At 51.4% G+C, this 19,249-nt stretch carries 16 protein-coding genes; 5 read left to right on the forward strand and 11 right to left on the reverse strand.

Annotated elements, in window-relative coordinates:
* Positions 1–479, forward strand: a 479-nt coding sequence (locus tag FW767_RS04670) for an ATP-binding protein (RefSeq protein WP_205523812.1), incomplete at its 5' end; no start/stop codon positions are given.
* Between the two features lie 649 nt (positions 480–1,128).
* A complete protein-coding gene (pnp, locus tag FW767_RS04675; protein WP_148464581.1) occupies positions 1,129–3,387 on the forward strand; it encodes a polyribonucleotide nucleotidyltransferase in 2,259 nt (752 codons plus the stop codon).
* Positions 3,388–3,511: 124 nt separating this feature from the next.
* Here the strand turns inward: pnp and FW767_RS04680 are convergent, their stop codons facing one another.
* From FW767_RS04680 to FW767_RS13120, 7 genes are all read right to left on the reverse strand, one after another.
* The gene (locus FW767_RS04680) at positions 3,512–4,855 is read right to left on the reverse strand and encodes an oligosaccharide flippase family protein (RefSeq protein ID WP_121698610.1); all 1,344 of its coding nucleotides are present in this window, start codon (positions 4,853–4,855) and stop codon (positions 3,512–3,514) included.
* Positions 4,852–6,186 carry a murein hydrolase activator EnvC family protein gene (locus FW767_RS04685; RefSeq protein ID WP_235898064.1) on the reverse strand — a complete coding sequence of 445 codons (1,335 nt, stop codon included), beginning with the start codon at positions 6,184–6,186 and terminating at the stop codon, positions 4,852–4,854. The genes FW767_RS04680 and FW767_RS04685 overlap by 4 nt, the downstream gene beginning before the upstream one ends.
* A 28-nt stretch (positions 6,187–6,214) precedes the next feature.
* The gene (locus FW767_RS04690) at positions 6,215–7,063 is read right to left on the reverse strand and encodes a DUF4292 domain-containing protein (protein WP_121698608.1); all 849 of its coding nucleotides are present in this window, start codon (positions 7,061–7,063) and stop codon (positions 6,215–6,217) included.
* A gap of 26 nt (positions 7,064–7,089) precedes the next feature.
* On the reverse strand, positions 7,090–8,844 hold the full coding sequence (locus FW767_RS04695) for a tetratricopeptide repeat protein (protein WP_121698607.1): 1,755 nt from the start codon (positions 8,842–8,844) through the stop codon (positions 7,090–7,092).
* A 17-nt stretch (positions 8,845–8,861) separates the two neighbouring features.
* A complete protein-coding gene (gene dut / locus FW767_RS04700; RefSeq protein ID WP_121698621.1) occupies positions 8,862–9,296 on the reverse strand; it encodes a dUTP diphosphatase in 435 nt (144 codons plus the stop codon).
* A gap of 181 nt (positions 9,297–9,477) precedes the next feature.
* Positions 9,478–10,071: an OmpH family outer membrane protein gene (locus FW767_RS04705; protein WP_121698606.1), complete on the reverse strand. Its 594-nt coding sequence runs from the start codon at positions 10,069–10,071 to the stop codon at positions 9,478–9,480.
* 26 nt (positions 10,072–10,097) lie between these two features.
* Positions 10,098–10,241, reverse strand: a complete 144-nt coding sequence (locus FW767_RS13120; RefSeq protein ID WP_205523814.1) for a hypothetical protein — start codon at positions 10,239–10,241, stop codon at positions 10,098–10,100.
* 166 nt (positions 10,242–10,407) lie between these two features.
* Between FW767_RS13120 and FW767_RS04710 the strand changes: the two genes are divergently transcribed.
* The 3 genes from FW767_RS04710 to FW767_RS04720 all read left to right on the forward strand — a co-directional run bounded on the left by FW767_RS04710 (position 10,408) and on the right by FW767_RS04720 (position 13,113).
* Entirely contained in the window at positions 10,408–11,868 is a 1,461-nt protein-coding gene (locus FW767_RS04710; RefSeq protein ID WP_121698605.1) for an aminoacyl-histidine dipeptidase, read from the forward strand.
* Positions 11,869–11,916: 48 nt separating this feature from the next.
* Positions 11,917–12,684, forward strand: a complete 768-nt coding sequence (locus FW767_RS04715) for an N-acetylmuramidase family protein (protein WP_121698604.1) — start codon at positions 11,917–11,919, stop codon at positions 12,682–12,684.
* A gap of 66 nt (positions 12,685–12,750) precedes the next feature.
* Positions 12,751–13,113 carry a hypothetical protein gene (locus FW767_RS04720; protein WP_121698603.1) on the forward strand — a complete coding sequence of 121 codons (363 nt, stop codon included), beginning with the start codon at positions 12,751–12,753 and terminating at the stop codon, positions 13,111–13,113.
* A 5-nt stretch (positions 13,114–13,118) separates the two neighbouring features.
* On the opposite strand, the gene metH is transcribed toward FW767_RS04720, so the two are convergent.
* The 4 genes from metH to FW767_RS04740 form a co-directional block, all read right to left on the reverse strand.
* The gene (gene metH, locus FW767_RS04725; RefSeq protein WP_121698602.1) at positions 13,119–16,826 is read right to left on the reverse strand and encodes a methionine synthase; all 3,708 of its coding nucleotides are present in this window, start codon (positions 16,824–16,826) and stop codon (positions 13,119–13,121) included.
* A gap of 67 nt (positions 16,827–16,893) precedes the next feature.
* The gene (locus FW767_RS04730; RefSeq protein ID WP_121698601.1) at positions 16,894–17,340 is read right to left on the reverse strand and encodes a nucleoside deaminase; all 447 of its coding nucleotides are present in this window, start codon (positions 17,338–17,340) and stop codon (positions 16,894–16,896) included.
* Positions 17,337–18,257: a ribonuclease Z gene (locus FW767_RS04735; RefSeq protein WP_150980379.1), complete on the reverse strand. Its 921-nt coding sequence runs from the start codon at positions 18,255–18,257 to the stop codon at positions 17,337–17,339. The genes FW767_RS04730 and FW767_RS04735 overlap by 4 nt, the downstream gene beginning before the upstream one ends.
* 388 nt (positions 18,258–18,645) lie before the next feature.
* Positions 18,646–19,140 carry a DUF6291 domain-containing protein gene (locus FW767_RS04740; protein WP_121698599.1) on the reverse strand — a complete coding sequence of 165 codons (495 nt, stop codon included), beginning with the start codon at positions 19,138–19,140 and terminating at the stop codon, positions 18,646–18,648.
* Positions 19,141–19,249 lie beyond the last annotated feature (109 nt).

Raw genomic sequence — 19,249 nt, forward strand, 5'->3', positions numbered from 1 at the left:
TGGAACGCCTCGCCACCCTTGACTTTGTACATAAGGGGCAGAACCTCTTCATTACCGGCTCTTCAGGTACAGGGAAAAGCTATCTGGCATGTGCCCTTGGCCACGAGGCATGCAAAAGGGGGTTCCGTACTTTTTATGCCAATGCGCCAAAACTACTTGGCGCACTGAAGGTTGCCAAAGTCAAAGGTACACTTGAGACTGAGCTCAAGAAGATTGAGCGTTGTCAGTTGCTCATCCTTGATGACCTGTTCCTTGTACCTCTTGATACCAAGGAACGTCCAATCCTGCTCGAAATTATAGAGGACAGGCATGAAAGGAAATCCACTATCATAACCTCGCAGTACCCATCGTCCAACTGGTATGACATGGTTGGTGACCCGACAATAGCCGACGCCATCCTTGACCGAATCATTCATACGGCACATACCATAGAGTTGTACGGTGAAAGTATGCGCAAGTTAAGATCTAATAAAAAATAGAGAATTAAAAGGGTAAAATAAAATTGACCCCTAACACCAGGACTTTAAAGGGTCAATCATATTATGGCCAAGGTGGGTAAATTCTGTTTGGCCAAAAGGGTCAAAGTAGAGTGGCTTTTCCATATGGGCGAAACTTTACTTTTACAGAAGCCATTAGAGTATTGGTTTTGTTTGAATATGATAAGAGTCTAAAAAAGCGCGTCACAGCTTAATCTGGAGATTTTTCATGCCAAAACCGACAGAATATCCCTCCGCCACGCGTCAGGTTATGGCAAGCAACTCGTGCTGACCCACTAATTACAGGTAAGCCTTCAGGAAAAATCGTCATGCGATCAATATATGCATCAATATGCAGCCATTATTTTCAGGCTTGCCATATCGGCTTTTTCAACTCCGTAAATATCCGATATCGATTACCCCATTACTATACAATACTTATTAATATGATATAGAAAAAGCATCGGCCGCTAAAATACGGTTGTTCTGCCAAAAAGTCTTATTACTCCTCATTTCCACGCACTAATCACCTTATAGCAGCACCTGAACCCGTAAGTTATGAGGAATTCAAATAATTGTAACATTTTAATTGGCAGCATAACTTTTAATCACTATCTTTGTACGATTTTTTAGAACACTGACTAACTATTTTATGGCAAAACCTATTAAGAAAACCATCGAGCTCGGTGACGGACGTACCATCACCCTTGAGACAGGCAAGCTGGCCAAGCAAGCCGATGGAGCGGTAGAGTTGCGCATGGGCAATACAATGCTCCTCGCAACTGTTGTTTCGGCAAAGGAAGCCGGAGAAGGGGTTGACTTCATGCCCCTGCAAGTTGAATACAAAGAGAAATTTTCGTCTAACGGACGTTTCCCCGGCGGATTCCTAAAACGCGAAGGCCGTGCTTCGGATTATGAAATCCTTACGTCACGACTCGTTGACCGCGTACTCCGCCCTCTCTTCCCTGACAACTATCACGCCGACACGTTTGTGAACATCATCATGTTCTCGGCCGACGGCGAAGACATGCCCGATGCACTGGCCGGTCTGGCTGCTTCAGCAGCTCTCGCCGTCAGCGACATACCTTTCAACGGCCCCATCTCAGAGGTACGTGTGGCCCGCGTTGACGGACAATTCGTCATCAACCCCACTTTCGCACAGCTCGAGAAGGCCGATATGGAGCTTATGGTCGGCGCCACATATGACAACATCATGATGGTGGAAGGCGAAATGAAAGAAGTATCGGAAGCCGATCTTCTCGCCGCCCTCAAAGCCGCTCACGAAGCTATCAAAATTCAGTGCAAGGCTCAGATGGAGCTTGCCGAAGAAGCCGGCACTACCGTAAAACGTGAATATTGCCATGAAGTAAACGACGAAGACCTGCGCAAGGATGTGCATGACAAGTGCTACGACAAAGCTTATGCAGTAGCCAAGGCCGGATGTGCCGACAAGCACTGGCGTCAGGACTCGTTTGACGCCATATGCGACGAGTACATCGAGTCTATCCCCGAAGAGGAACGCGAGGCAAAGGCTCCTCTCGTAAAACGCTACTATCATGACGTAGAGCGCGAAGCCGTACGCCGATGCATCCTAGACGAAGGTGTGCGTCTTGACGGCCGCAAGACCACCGACATACGCCCCATCTGGATCGAGACCGACTACGTTCCCGGACCTCACGGATCGGCGGTGTTCACCCGCGGCGAGACACAAGCCCTTGCCACTGTGACACTCGGCACAAAGCTCGATGAAAAGATACTCGACGATGTGCTCAACCAAGGACGCGAACGCTTCCTCCTCCACTATAACTTCCCTCCTTTCTCTACCGGTGAGGCCAAACCGCAGCGCGGAGTAGGACGTCGCGAAGTAGGACACGGCAATCTTGCTCACCGCGCCCTCAAGAGCATGCTCCCCGACAATTTCCCCTACGTATGCCGCATAGTAAGCGACATTCTTGAGTCCAACGGCTCTTCCTCAATGGCCACAGTATGTGCCGGCACACTGGCACTTCTTGACGCCGGCGTGAAAATGAAGAAACCCGTCAGCGGTATAGCCATGGGGCTTATTACCGACACTGACGGAGCTAAATATGCCGTTCTTTCCGACATACTCGGCGACGAGGACCACCTCGGCGACATGGACTTCAAGGTTACCGGCACACGCGACGGTATCACTGCTACACAGATGGATATCAAGGTCGACGGACTCTCTTATGAAGTGCTTGAGAAGGCTCTTCTTCAGGCTCGCGACGGTCGCATGCACATACTTGACAAGATTCAGGAAGCGATCGCCGAACCGCGCGAAGACTATAAGCCTCACGTACCGCGGATAGTCACCATGACAATACCCAAAGACCTCATCGGCGCTGTCATCGGCCCGGGCGGAAAAATCATTCAAGGTATTCAGGAAGCCAGCGGCGCTACAGTATCAATCGATGAAATCGACAATGCCGGTTACATCGAAGTCGCAGCCAACAACCGCGAAGCCATGGACAAAGCTCTCGAACTCATCAACGCCATCGTGGAACTTCCCGAAGAGGGCAAAGTATACACCGGTACCGTGCGTTCTATCCTTGATTTCGGTGCGTTTGTCGAGTTCATGCCCAACCGCGACGGCTTGCTTCATATATCTGAAATCAGCTGGGAGCGTCTTGAGAACATGGAGGCTTCGGGCCTGAAAGAAGGTGACACGGTAGAGGTCAAGCTTATCGAAATCGACAAGAAGACCGGCAAGTACCGCCTGTCCATGCGCGCCTTGATGGAGAAGCCCGAAGGATACGTAGAGCCCCAGCGTGCTCCCCGAGGTGACCGCGGACCCCGTCGTGACGACCGTCGTCGCGATGACCGCCGCCGTGATGACCGTCGTGGCCCCCGCCGTGACGACCGCCGTCGTGATGACCGCAACGAAGACTGAAATTTGCCATAAAATGACAATCTGATACGAAAAGGACTGCGCTGTGCGCAGTCCTTTCTATTTATCTATAATATACTCCGGCAGCAAAAGCCCGGCAAATATGTTAAAGCATAATCATACGGTATTAAAGCGTCAGCAATACCGACAACGCTCCCGCAACCGATGACACGGCAACGAGCCATGCCGCACGATACGACAGTCGCAACCCGTACCTGCCGAAATACACCGCGCCTACTATGCACATATATATAGCATACCATATGATATAGGCGTAACCGGCACCGTCAAGGCCGTAACGACCATACAGCACCACACTCGCGAAAAAGTACACCAAAGCACTCGTAACCTCGGTCAGCATATATACAAGACCGTCGCCACGCGCCACTATAACGTAAGCCATACACCACCCTACCGCACGAAACGGCATTCCGGCCACAGCCCAAGAAATATAGGTCTCTATGCAATAAAAATCGGGAGTATAAAGCAACCATATTATCATATGGCGAAAAACGATAAATAAAACCACTGCCGGAACGAGCAATACCGAAATAACCGCAATCTCATGACTGACATAAACCGATGTGGTCCTGCCCGACCGTACCGACGATGCTATACGAGGATAAAACTCCATGCCTATAGCTGCAAAAAGAACAGCCACATAACGGTTGACCAGAGTATATCCGGCCTGAAAATATCCGGTCTCCGCCATGCCTCCTCTTGTATTTATATAAGCTACTATGGCATATTGCGCAAGCACCGCCATAAAAGACGACACTGTCATCCATGCACCGAGCTTTATGAATCCGGCGCCCGCCATCATCGTATCACGACAAGACATATGTACTTTTTCAGGCCGCTCGCGTATAAATAAAGCTGCTACAAGGGTAGCGAGAGAATACACTGCAATCGACGGCACGACAGAGTCTAATCTGAAAAAATAAAACAGCGGCACCGACAGCACAAGGCCGCCCACGCCTCCCCACAGCGAAGCACGGGCAAGACGCCGCAACAGACCGCTTCCCTGCATAATAGCAAGCTCACCGCCAGCAAGCGACGATATCAACAGCACCACCGACAGCCACATGAAACCACCGCAATGGGCATCGTCGCCAAATGTCCACCGACTAAGCATCGGAGCCGACACAAGCGTCAGCAATGCTCCCGAAAGTCCCAGAAACCAAGCCCAGCGGCGCACGACCGCAAATATGTGCGCACGGTCCGTCAGTCGAGCCAAAGCGATGTCGCGCACAGCAGTACTGCGCATGTTAAATTGCGTAACTGCTGCTATAAGCTCTACGGCGGCGTTATAAAGGCCAAACAGTCCCACTCCTGCCGCGCCTATCCACAGCGCTACAAGTTTTATTCTAATAAGTGAGCAGAATATTGTCACGGCCTGCGCTCCTCCAAAAACACCGATGGTCGAAAGCACACGCTTCGACATGGAGTGCCGTGCTACAGGTCTCATCATCTTACCCAAGCCGACGGATTGAGTTTCTGTGTCTCTTTTCGGAGTTCGAAGTGCAGTATCGAGCGGTTATCGTCATCAGGATCGGAGTATATGCGCCCTATAGTCTGTCCCTGTTTAAGCGCATCGCCCTTCTTGACAAGTATGTCGGTAAGATTGGCATAGATTGTCAGATAGCTTCCGTGGCGTACCATGACTATGGTATTGAAACCGGGCTGACGGAATATAGCCGACACAGTGCCTCCGAATACAACGCGTGCATTGCCTCCAGCCGGAACTTCTATATCAATGCCGCTGTTGTCAGTCACCACATGAGGCAGGTCGGGATGCTTGTGCCGTCCGAAAGGACGTACTATCTTATATTTACCGCTTACCGGAAAGAGCAACCGTCCTTTGTTGCTTTCAAAACTGCCGGTCAGCTTACGGTCGGCCTCTGCCGTGGCGTAATTGGCGGCCGGTGATGCTTTAGGCTTCGGCGCAGTCTTGGCGGTACTGCTTTTGGTCTCGCTCTCTTTAGCCTTATCTTTCTTGGACTTTTCTTGCGCAAGCTGCTTCTCCTGCTGCCGGCGTCGTTCTTCCTCGGCCTTACGCCTTTCAGCTTCCTGACGCCGCTGTTCCTCGGCTATCAGCCTGTCAAGTTCGGCATCAAGCGCACGGGCCTGCGCCTCTTTTTCCTTAAGTACTTTTTTAAGGCTCGCTCCCTCTTTCTTTAGCTGCGCCACCAGTACCGATGTCTCTTTCTGCTTTTTCTCAAGATCAGCCTTGGCCGACGTCATCTTAGCCATAGCCGCACTTTTGTCAGCCTGTAGCGCAGAGTATTGCTTGCGTTGACCGTCAAGCTGTGCCTGAGCCTCCTTTATATCAGCACTTTTTTTATCTTTCCACGCTGAAAATTCACGCAGATATCTCACCCTCCTGTAGGCTTGGGTAAAAGAGTCTGATGCAAATATAAAAGCCAGTGCCGACATAGAACCGCTGTTGGCTTTGTGCATGCTCTTTATCGAGTTGGCATAGCTTGCGCGCATCATCTCAAGACGCTCGTCAAGTATTCTTATCGAGTCACTGATAACCGCTATTGAAGCATCTATAGAGTCGATCTGCACTGATATCTCGGTTATCGACCTGTTATGTTGCGTTATCTCGGCATTGAGGGCATTAAGAGCGCTAAGTGTACGTCCGGTCTTTTTAGCATTGGCTTCTATCTGCTCCGCCGTGAGTTTTATCGCTCTCTGCGTAGCTTTCTGCTCTTTTTTCACACTGCTCATATTGCGCTGTTTCTTGCGCGCGGCCGAAGCGTCGCCGCCCGCGAGCAGCAATGCCAGCATGAATATCATCAAATGCCTCAACATACCTTTTTTCCTCTTACTCCGAAATACCCTTTTTCAATATATCAGCCACTTTCACGCGCCGGTATCCCGACGGAGCGGTCCATCGGGCATCGACACCTTCATTCCATTTGGCACTCGCCCACTTCCACTGAAGCGACACCTGCACCCGGTTCTTTCCGGCAACGTTTACATCAACCGCCGACGCAAGCTCTCCAGCCGAAGCCCAATATCCGCAATCATCGTATTTTACCGTGCACATAACATCGGAACCGGTCACGGCTATCATCAGCGTCCTCACTATGTCATCATAACCCACGGCAAAACCGTAATGAGCCTTTGACGGCTGAGTTTTCGGTATGGCGAGCCATTCACGCGCCTCCCCTCCCGATGCCTCGATATCGAAACTACCGTAGCCGGCTCCGCCGGGCTTATCATCGCCCAGCATAAACATGCGCCCTATCAGCATGTCCTGAACATTCTCTATCGACAGCGGCACATGAGAGGAGACTATGGAATACGGCTCAGCCATGTAGGTCTTGCCCGGCTTAACCTTCATAAACATTGAGTCAGGAGTTATATATATACGCCCCACCTCGAATCCGAACATACGCATACTTATGTCGATCAACTTGCCGCGCACCATAATGACCCGCCCCGACACCGACACATTCTGTGGCGAAGATATAGCCATACTTACCGGTACACTCACGTCGGTCCACTCTCCGTATGACTTCACCAGCCGCTCGTAATGCTTACGCAATGAGGCGCCCTCGGGAAGCTCTGACGATGACTCGACGCGCATCGCTTCACGCGAAGAACGGCATCCCGACGCAACCGCGGCCAAGAGTATAGCAATAAATATTAAATGTGATGATTTTTTCATTTACAGTTTCGTTGATCCGCAGTCGGTTATTCGTAAAAGTATGCTTTATGCTTCACCTTCTTTTTAAGAAGCTCGTTATCGGGATCAAGGGCAAGAGCTTTTTTCCAGAATTCTATAGCGCCCTCATACTCCTTGTTCATAAAATAGATGTCGCCTGCATGATGAAACAGCTCCTCTGACGGCTCCGGTGAATACTCGATAGCCTTGTCAATATAAGCCATAGCCTCCACATAGTTGTTTTTCTTGAACATTATCCAAGCATAAGTGTCAAGAGATGTGGCATTTTCCGGATCCTCCTTTATTGTCACGGCACTCATGCGCTCGGCTTTATCAAGGTCTTTGCCAGCTTCGGCAAGGTAGTAGGCGCAATTGTTCAAGGCCAGAAGATTGGACGGATTGATAGCTATAGCCTTGTCGTAGCACACAAACGCAGAGTCGGCATCGCCTTTGGCATAATATGCGTCGCCTATTGATGACAGAACTTGCGACACGGCTTCATAGTCGGCCGAGTCAGTATACTCCAGCGACCTGTTTAATGCAGCCAGCCCTTTGTCATACTCCTTAAGCTGCGTATAGGCTGACCCGAGCACAAGATTGATAAGAGGACTTTGCGGATGATAGCGCACGGCACGTACTCCCTCTTTCACCGCTTTCTGAAAATCATTGTTCTGTATGTCAAGACTCATAAGCGTACGCCAACGGTCCTCCGACGCCGGATCTATATCCACGGCATAACCCATCTGCTCAGCCGCCTGCTCATAGTCCTCTATCGCTATCAGGTAAGAACAGTACAGGTCGTGTATGGCCACCTCATGTGGATGCTGTTCAAGAAGAGTGGCAAACAGCTCCTGAATGCGTGGCTGTTGCGCCGGGTCCTCATACAGAGCACGTATGTATCCGGTAAGCAGTTCAAGTTTAGTGTCGAGTTCAAGGCTTTCCTGTTTAAGGGCCTGAAACACCTCACGGTCATAGCTCACACTGTCATCGATTGACTTGTAAAAGTTGGCGCGCGAGTAATAGGCAAGCCCCGATGTAGGGTCTATCTCACACGCACGGTTATAGTACTTCAGGGCCGAGTCACGCTCTGAAAACATGGCATATATGTCGCCGGCAAAAACATTGTTTTCAGAGCTTCGCGGTGAGGATGCCAGAAGCTCCTTCACCTCGCCGAATATAGAGGCTGTATCCTGCGACACGAAGTAAGCTCTGATCTTCCTTGTGGATATAGGTATGTTTTTACCCTGAGCTTTCTCTATGCGCCTATAAACATCGATTGATTTGGCCACATTGGATGAATCCTGCGACGCCACCAGCGCCTCGGCCAGCTTATAGGCCACATCGGGTTTTGCAGGAAACACACTGTCCATCACCGACCACACCCGCAGAGCCTCGTCGCGACGCCCGAGCTGGTCATTGATAGAACCGTATACATAATTACAATAAAAATCCGCTGGATTGCTGTCAAAGTGGCTTTTCATCATATCATAGCCGCGTTGAAATGTCACAGAGTCCTCACGGGCTATCATGACGCTGTAGTAACCGAGATAAAATGCCACATCGGTATTGGACGGGTCAAGTTCGTAGGCTCTGCGAAGCAAATCATAGTAAGCGTCATCATCATCCTTTTCGTGATGGCGCAAAGCCTCCATAAACAGATAGTCGGCTTTCAACTCGTCGGCACGGTGATTGAACGCCACATTCTTGGCCGTGCCCGAAAGCACCGAAAAGAGCATCATTACCGCAGCCGGCAAAATAAGTATGTTTCGCAGTCCGGAAGTCATATTGCAAATGTATAAAGTCAGTTAACACCGGTATGTCCGAACGCTCCGTCACCACGTTTTGTCTCGTCAAGGCGCTCCACGGGTTCCCAGTCGACACGGGTATATTCTTTTATGACCATCTGGCATATGCGTTCTCCGTTATTGATTACAAAAGGCTCGTCGCTAAGATTTATCACTATCACGCCAATCTCTCCGCGATAGTCGGAGTCGACGGTACCGGGAGTGTTGACGAGCGATATGCCGTGCTTCAGAGCCAGTCCTGAACGGGGACGTATCTGACATTCGTAGCCGTGAGGCAACTGTATGTACAGTCCTGTAGGTATAAGAGCTCGCTGCAGCGGCTTCAACGTCACAGGCTCCTTAAGGGCCGCCCTGACATCCATACCCGCCGACGAAGGGGTCTCATAAGCGGGCAATTCGTTACCCGACCTGTTTATTATTTTAACCTTTATAGTATCCATTTTCTCAATAAATAAACCGTTATGCGAAAATAATCAAAAAGCGGCATTAACCCGCCCTTTTATCGCGTTTTTTATTTAAACGCCATGAACCGGCGTTAAGTTTACCCGTAAATGCACGCAAGGACACACCGTAAAGGGTGTGTCCTTGTATTGTTATGTAGCGTGCGGTTACTTATTTTTCGCTTACCTTGTTGTAGCGTGCGTTAAGTCCCTTGATGACTTCGTCGGTGATGTCAAGTTCGGGGTTGAAATATACGCCGGCAGCCTTATAGAGTATCATGTCATAGTGCATTTTGGCGTTATATTCCTTTATGAAAGCTGCTATTGAGTCGCTGAGCTGCATCTGCTGCTGAAGCATCTCCTGCTGGGCCTCGCGCTGAAGGCTGGCAAGGTAATTTTCGGCATCGGCCTGCTTCTTGTTGAGGTTTTTCATGTCTTCCTCATAGCTTGCCTGCGACAGGTAGCCGTTGCTGTTCACTTTCTGCTGGATGGAGTTGGCAAGCTTCTGCAACTCGGCTCCGCGTGTACGCTGGGCATTGTCTATTTTGCTTATCGAGCGCAACTGTGCTTCGCTGAAGTCCTTTGCAAGATTATAGTGAGCCGCGATAGAATCGGCATCAATATAACGTATGTTTAACGAACCTGTTTTTTCAGAAGATGCCGGTGTTGCGTTCTGTTTGTCGGCGGGGGCGTTGTTGGAGCATGACATAGCTACTACTGCCAACATGAGCATAAGTGACTTGGCACAAAGTGCGAGTTTCTTCATTGTAATATGTTAATGTAATTTTTAGTTTATTTTTCTTTCTTGTCACGTAAAGCCGGTATATCGTGGGCGTGCCCTGACGGAAACCGTCCGCCTTTAACAAATAATACTTTTACTCCTAAAAGCACCATTGCAAGAGCAAGCAATATTATTGACAATACTACGAGTTTCACTATGTCTTTACGTTTTTACGGTGCAAATATAAGAAAGGAAAATAAATTTTGGTAATATCTAAATTTTATTTTGTAACTTAGGGTGCGAAATGTGAATTATTTAACAATTTTATACACATTCCGGCCGAGATTTAAAGCATCATCTTAAACAATAAGTATATTTTTTATGACAATCAAGGATCTGAAACCGACTCTCATCTGGTCGATATTTGACCAGATAACAAAAGTTCCCCGTCCATCGAAAAAGGAGGAAAAGATACGCGAATTCCTGCTCGATTTCGCAAGCAAACATAATATCGCCGTAAAGACCGATACCGTAGGAAACGTGGTCATGAGCAAGCCCGCCACTCCGGGCTACGAAAACGCCCCCACAGTGATTCTGCAGGGCCACATGGACATGGTATGCGAATCCAACGATAAGAACTTCGACTTTGAAAACAACCCCATCACCACCATCATAGAAGGCGACTGGGTACACGCCGACGGCACCACTCTCGGAGCCGACAACGGCATAGGCATGGCTGCATCGCTCGCCGTAATGGCCGACGATTCACTTGAGCACGGACCTGTGGAGGCTCTGTTCACTGTCGATGAAGAGACCGGCATGACCGGAGCCAACAATCTTGGCGCCGACATGATGAACGGCACAATACTGCTGAACCTCGACTCGGAAGATGACGGCGAGGTATTTATCGGATGCGCCGGCGGAGTTGACACAACGGTAACGTTTGAATACAAGCGCGAAATGGCTCCGGCCGACAATCACTGGTTCCACATCGACCTGTCAAACCTCAGCGGAGGACACTCCGGAGGCGACATTCACGAAGGACGCGCCAACTCCAACAAGCTCCTCGCCCGCTTCCTCTTCAGACTTACATGCGACGAAACCGTGACCCTCGCCGAGATTAGCGGCGGTAACCTGCGCAACGCCATACCGCGCGCGGCACATGCCGTGTTTGGCGTACCCTCATCCAAGAAAGAAAACGTCATCGTGGCCTTCAACGAGTTTGTGGCCGCCGTTGAAAACGAGTACAAAGCCACCGACCCCGGCATGAAGATCACCATCGAAAGTGTCGACAAACCGCAGTACGCCATCGACAGCACCACAAGCCTCAATCTTATACGCGCACTCTACGCATGTCCTCATGGCGTAATCTCGATGAGCCATGACCTTGAAGGCCTCGTGGAGACTTCGACCAATCTTGCCGCTGTCAAGATGCAGCCCGACTCCACCATCCTCGTCACCACAAGCCAGCGCAGTTCGGTAGAGTCGCGCAAATGGGACATTGCCCGTCAGGTAGAGTCAGTCTTCCTTCTCGCAGGCGCAAAAGTCACCCACGGCGACGGATACCCCGGCTGGACCCCCAACATGAACTCGACCATCATGAAGATCGCGAGCGACGCATACGAGGAGCTGTATGGAGTCAAACCTGCCATAAAGGCCATTCATGCAGGTCTTGAGTGCGGTCTTTTCCTCACCAAGTATCCTCACCTCGACATGGTATCGTTCGGTCCCACTCTGCGTGGCGTACACTCTCCGTCAGAGAAGATGCACATACCGGCAGTAGAAAAGTTCTGGAACCAGCTCACCCTTATACTTAAAAAAGTAGCCGAGCTCGGCAAATAACAATTAACATAAAGCGCCACAGCTCCGGCCATTACGTGGCTGAAAGTTGTGGCGTTTTTTATATGGATACAGGCCATGCCACACTTCATAGCCAGCCTTGCCGTCATATCGGCGTTATCGCTACAAGCCGACCCCGACACATCGGTTGTGTCAGGCATGCCCGACAGTATGGCCGTAACCGCCTGCTCAAAGGCAAAGCCACAGAACGACTGCTCCGGCCTGCGGCTGTCGGAAGAGGACTACCGCAAAGCAGCCGAAAAGCTCGGTGTCGAGACAGCCGTCATAAAAGCCGTAGTGGAGATAGAGGCCGGGCGTAGCCATAACGGCTTTCACGCTCCCGGCATGCCGCTCATCAATTTTGATCTCGCCATGTTCAAGAGAGCGGCGGCAAGAAGAAGCATAAAACTGTCAAAGTATTCACGCAGCCATCGCGAGGTTTTCGCCCGTCCCAACGCCCGCCGTTACGGTTCACGCCAAGCCGCCCAGCACGCACGGCTGGCAGGAGCTATGTCAATCGACTCGACAGCTGCCATTGACGGCACTTTCTGGGGCATGTTTCAGATTGGAGGCTTCAACTGGAAGAAGTGCGGAGCCTCGTCACGCGAGGATTTCGTCATGCGCATGTCGCGGTCAGAGCACGACCAGCTCGACATGTTTGTCAATTTCGTCATGAGCGAAGGCATAGACCGCTTTCTCCGCAAAAAAGACTGGGCCGGCTTCGCCCGACGGTACAACGGGCCATCTTATAAAAAACGCCGCTATCATACACGCATGGCCAACGCTTACAAACGCATACGTAAAAATAGCGCAGACTGATAAATCATAATAAACCAATATAACAACGCAATGAAACCTGATTCAAAAATTTATTTCACGACAGCAATGTGTGTGCTGCTCGGCATAGTGCTTATACTCGGCGCATTCATAGCCATACCGTACTACAATGTATGGCAACAGGAGATGTCGGGACGTGCCGAATTTGCCAAAGCCGAGCAAAACCGTAAAATAAAAATCGAAGAGGCCAAAGCCAATCTCGAAGCCGAGAAGCTAAACGCACAGGCCGAAATCGAACGTGCGCGAGGTGCGGCCGAAGCCATACGCATCGAGAACGGAAGCCTCACACCCACGTATATACAGTACCTATGGGTACGGCAGCAGAACGACCTAAACAACAAGACGGTCATATACGTGCCCACCGAGACCAATCTGCCTATACTGGAAGCATCAAGGCTGCCTAAGCCCTGACACGCTCACACCCGCGGAAGAAACTTAGCCATATCATCCTCCGACATGCCGCGACGCCTCATGTAGTCGTCGCGCTGTCGCGAGTCGATGTCTCCTGTCACAAAATAGCGGCTGTCAGGGTGCGACAGCATAAGTCCTGTCGTAGAAGCGGCTGGTGACATGGCCCCGTTTTCAGTCAGGGTTATGCCCATAGCGGCATAATCAATTATGCGGTCAGCAACAAATACAAGCGACTGATCGGGCAATGACGGATATCCGATGGCCGGACGTATGCCTTTATAGTACTGACGAAGACGATTGCCTTCATTGTCATCCTCGTCAACGGCATACCCCCAGAGCGTTCTGCGTACAGTAAGGTGCATAAGCTCTGTGGCGGCTTCGACAAGACGGTCGGCCACAGTCTGCATAAGTATAGCCTTGTAGTCGTCGCCATCGTCGCGATAACGTCTTATACAATCGGCTATCACAGGTCCGGAAGTGACGGCAAACACGCCTGCAAAGTCTTTCAGCTCACCGCCATCCCCCACAGGACATATGTAATCGGACAACGCCACACACTCTCCTCCGGCACCGGGGCGTTGCTGACGCAAAACCGGCATCCCGATTCTCTCGCCGTTATAATCCACAAATATCGTATCATCGGAAGAGCCGGCCGGCAATAGCACCACTTTGGCCGACAGCTTCACATCGTCACGCTCCAGCACATCAAGCATACGCCCGGCCTCTTTCAGCAACTGCATGGCTTCGGCGGCCTTGTTTACCTTATCGGCGGGAACCGACGCAAGCCACTGCGCGCGGCAATGATCGCAGCCCTCGATATCCATGACAGACGCATAGGAAGCATCAAGCTTCCACGCCGACAGAAACGGCCTCCAGTTTATAAACCGACGCACCTCACCAATACCGAACGTCAGTTCATGCACACCCGGCATAACGGGACGACAGCACGGATAATCAAGTTCAGGCTTACGCCGACGCGCCTCATCAAGTGACAGCAGCGGTTCATGAACACCGTACTCCTCTCGCAGCCGCGACTGTTCGGAACGGACCTCCTCCATCATGGCTCCGCGTGTATGAGGATTAAGAAGACGCTGTACTACCGACGGCATCATGGCGGCATCGCGCGTGTAAATGACCGGACCGCTGTAGCACGGCGCTATCTTGACCGCCGTATGAAGGGCCGAAGCCGTGGCCCCCCCTATGAGCAGCGGTATCCGGAGTCCGCGAGCTTCCATCAGACGGGCCACGTGACACATCTCGTCAAGCGACGGAGTTATAAGTCCGCTGAGTCCCACGAAGTCGGCATTCTCCTCGACGGCACGCGCCACGATATCCTCACCGGGCACCATGACCCCCATATCGACCATGTCAACCCCGTTGCAACTCATTATCACACTCACTATGTTCTTGCCTATATCATGTACATCGCCCTTAACGGTGGCTATGACCATGCGCCCCGACGACGACACCCCCGAACGGCTCTTCTCCTCTTCTATAAAGGGAGTAAGCCATGTCACGGCCAGCTTCATCGTACGGGCGCTCTTTACCACCTGCGGCAGAAACAGTTTTCCTTTGCCAAACAGGTCACCGACTCTGTTCATACCGGCCATAAGCGGACCGTCAATCACACCTACCGCCGATCCGCACTCTTTCATAGCCTCGTCAAGATAACGCTCCATGCCTTCATAAATACCGGCGACAAGCATGCGTTCTATTCTGTCGGCAGCGCATATATTCTCATCAGCCACCGGTGCGGTTTTACTGCCGGTGATTTTTTCGTCTTTCAGTTTTTCGGCCTCGGCAATCAGGCGGTCGGTAGCCTCGGCATCGGTGTTGAACAGCACATCGTCGACAGCCTTGCGTAAAGACGGATCTATATCCTCGACATTCATGATGGCGGCCGGATTCACAATAGCCATATCCATACCCCGCCCTATGGCGTGATAGAGAAACAGCGAGTGCATGGCCTCACGCACATAATTGTTACCGCGGAATGAAAACGACAGATTGCTGACGCCGCCGCTCACCTTGGCACCGGGAAGATGGCTTTTTATCCATGCCACACTGTCGAGAAAGTCGGCGGCATAGGAGTTGTGGGCCTCTATGCCTGTGGCCACGGCAAGTACATTGGGGTCAAACACGATATCGCATCCGCTGAATCCGATAACCTCAGTAAGCAGACGATATGCGCGGCCACAGACCTCCACACGCCGTTGATACGTGTCGGCCTGACCGGCCTCGTCAAAAGCCATAACCACCACGGCAGCTCCCATCTCCTTTATGTGGCGCGCCTTTTGCAGAAATGCGGCCTCGCCCTCTTTTAGGCTTATAGAGTTGACTATCGGGCGTCCTTGCACACACTTCAGCGCCGCGGTTATGGTGTTCCAGTCCGAAGAGTCTATCATCACCGGCACCTTCGCCACGTCGGGTTCGACTCCGAGCCGGCTTATAAACCGGGTCATCTCATGAGGTGCATCAAGCATGGCATCGTCCATGTTCACGTCAACGATGGCGGCACCGTCATCGACCTGACGACAGGCTATGCCTACCGCTTCATCCATACCGTTCTCTTTAATCAGCCGCAGGAACTTACGGCTGCCGGCCACATTGCACCGCTCGCCCACGTTTACGAAATTGCGCGACGGCGTCACTGCCAGCGGCTCAAGGCCGGCAAGCAGCATCTCGCTCTCTCCCCGGGGTATAGCGCGAGGTTTATGGCGCGATGCCGCTCCGGCTATCGCCGCTATGTGGGCCGGAGTGGTACCGCAGCATCCGCCTGCTATGTTGACGAGGCCTCCTGCCAGCATAGGCTCTATCATCTTCGCCATATCGGAAGGAGTCTGGTCATACTCTCCCATTTCATTCGGCAGTCCCGCATTGGGATATACAATCACCGCATAAGGTACCGAAGCGAGCGCCTCTACATACTTGCCCATGCTGTCGGCGCCGAAACTGCAGTTGAGCCCTACAGCAAGCGGTTCGGCATGCGATACGGTGGCGACAAAGGCCTCCGGAGTCTGACCGGCAAGAGTGCGGCCCGACTCAGTAAGCGTCATCGACACAATGACCGGCACACGGCGCCCGACAGCCTCCATGGCCCGACGTGCGCTCCACAGTGCGGCCTTGGCATTCAGGCCGTCGTAAGAAGTCTCCATGAGCAGAAGATCGACACCGCCCTCTATGAGAGCGCCACACTGCACAAAATAGGCATCGGCGATAACGTCCCATGTCAAAGCTTCACAACTGTCATTAAAACCCTGCGACAGAGTAAGCGACTTGCTCGTAGGCCCGACACTACCGGCTACCCAACACCGTTCTCCCCCATTATCAGACATCCAGCTGTCTGCGACCTTGCGTGCCACCAGAGCGGCACAACGGTTAAGCTCCCCTGCATAATCCGATAATCCGTAGTCGGCAAGCGACACGGCATTGGCATTGAACGAATCGGTCGCTATAATCCTCGCGCCGGCGTCAAGATACTCCCTGTGTATCGACTCGACCAGCTCAGGACGCGTAAGCGCCAAAAGGTCATTGCAGCCTTTAAGCCGGCACTCCCACGTGGCAAAACGCTCGCCGCGAAACTCCTCTTCACTAAGGCCGTGGCGCTGTATCATAGTGCCCATTGCTCCGTCGAGCACTACAATACGCTCTTCCAAAGCCGCCGACAAAGCATGCGCACTCTCATCATATGGTAATTTCTCAATATCCGTCATCAGAAAAAAAATGATTGTAACTTTCCTTATGCAAATTTATAAAATCCGGTGTATTATAATCCTGTTTTTAACGCTTCCGGGCAAAAAAAGCACGCATCAGCGATGCACATTCGTCAGCCAATACACCGGTCACAACCACCGCTTTGGGATGAAACGGAGGCCGCGACACAACCGTGGAATAACCGCGTTTCGGATCAGATGCGCCCACCACTATGCGTCTTATCTGGCTCCACCCTATGGCTCCGGCACACATGACACACGGTTCGACGGTGACATACAGAGTACTGTCGGGCAGATATTTGCCCCCGAGCGTATTGGCTGCGGCGGTGATAGCCTGCATCTCGGCGTGAGCGGTGACGTCATTAAGCGTCTCCGTCAGATTATGGCCGCGTCCTATGACACGACCCTTGTTTACCACAACCGCGCCTACAGGCACCTCATCCATATCAAATGCCGTACGCGCCTCCATCAGGGCAAGTTCCATGAAGCGCCGGTCATCTTCGTTATAGTTCATAATAAGTTAAGTTTCATGCCTTCAGAGGCAATAATCGTATCGGGAAATATGGCTTGCGCCTCTTCAAGATGTCCGGCCTCGTCAGTATAGCGTTTCGAAAAGTGTCCGAGCACAAGTTGGCGAGTACCTGCAAGCCGGGCTATGCGCGCAGCTTCGGCAGCGGTCGAATGGCCGCGTCCATGAGCCTTGTCGGCATACTCCGAAGTGTATGTAGCCTCATGATAGAGTGTATGAACACCCTCCACCGACTTTGCCACACGTTCGTCATAGACCGTGTCAGAACAGTAGGCATAGCTCACCGACGGATCGGCCGGTGTGGTAAGCAGTTCATTGGCTATAGTGCGTCCGTCGGGAGTCACATAAGGGCTACCCTCCTTAATAGCACGGTATTCCTTTACGGGTACATTGTGGAAACGCACCATGTCGCCCCGAAGATGACGCAGTTTAGGCTTCTCGGCAAACATGAATCCGCAGCACGGTATTCTGTGATAAAGCGGAAAAGAGGTCACCGTAAGAGCATCGTTGTCAATAAGCACAGATGTAGCTTTAGGATCAATTATGTCATATCTTATGTCAAACGGCATCTCTTTACAGAAAAAACCGAGCATACGCCGAAATATCTCCATGCCCTCCTTAAATGTATGGATTACAATCTCACCTCCGTCCTTGCCTGTAAGCGCCAGTGTCGATATAAAACCCGGAAGTCCGAGGCAGTGGTCGCCATGCAGGTGCGAGATGAAGATATGGTTCAGGCGTGTGAACTTCAGCCGCTGACGCCTTACTGACAACTGCGCGCACTCGCCACAGTCGATCATAAACAGATTGTCGCGAAAATCCACAACCTGACAACTCGGCAAATGCCGCAGTGTAGGTGTAGCCGAACCGCAGCCAAGATAATTTATTCTAAATTGTGCCATATCGCAAAGTTAATGTTTTATTTTAACAATGCAACATTGATGAGAGTCAAATGGTTGCAACCCGCTTTAGATAAGGAGTTTTCGACAAATCGAACCTTATTTCAACTGCGCGCACTCAAAATATATTAACATTATTTAGGTTAAACTTCGAGAATTTTCAAGTTAATCATTTGCATGATTACAACAAAAGCCTTACCTTTGTTACGTTTTTTCATAGGATTAGATTTTTAAGGTTTACAGCGCTACGGACGTCGTGAGATGACCGTAGCGTAATTTTTTCCCGGGACTCCTGCCAACATATAGGAAACGGACCGGCGGATTCATCCGGTTGGTAAGGCAGAAAGACCGGTCGAAATATAAAAACAAGCCACGCAGACTGCCATACGTATCATACGGCCAACGGACCTTGAGCCGAGGGAGGCCCGGACTCCATGGGCGCCGTATTGCCGGCTATGTACTGTTCTAGGTACTCCTTGTACAGGAAGAGCGGTATGCGGTCTATGCCGTTGCAGGCAAGCAGCGACGACACTCGGTCGACCTCCGACTTGAGCTGACCGTGCGTAAGGCTGCAGCGCTTGGCAAGATGGCGTATGTACTTACGGTCCTGCTTCACAAGACGACCTGCTTCGACGACGGAGGGTGCCCGGTACACCCCAGCAGCGGCCTCGCGGCGACGGCGCTGATAGGATGCGGCCTTGGCCCGGCGGTCTATCACCGGTTTAAGAAGATTGAACACGCATTGTGCTATCGGATGCAGCCCGGCAGGACCGGCACCAGTCTTCTGATACTCCCTGATGGCATCGGTAAGCGGCTGATGAAGTTCTGCGGGAAGCATGGCTATGGACTCGCTCCATGCCTTGTCAAATTTAGGTGTGCGTTTCATAATATGATGATTGGTTAAAGTGTTGTTTTCCCGCAAAGATAATATGACAGGCCACCGTTTTTATGCACAATCGGGTATTAACACTTTGTCCCGGGCCCAAACGACTGTC

This window comes from Heminiphilus faecis (assembly GCF_008728965.1).
In the GTDB taxonomy this organism is placed as follows: domain Bacteria; phylum Bacteroidota; class Bacteroidia; order Bacteroidales; family Muribaculaceae; genus Muribaculum; species Muribaculum faecis.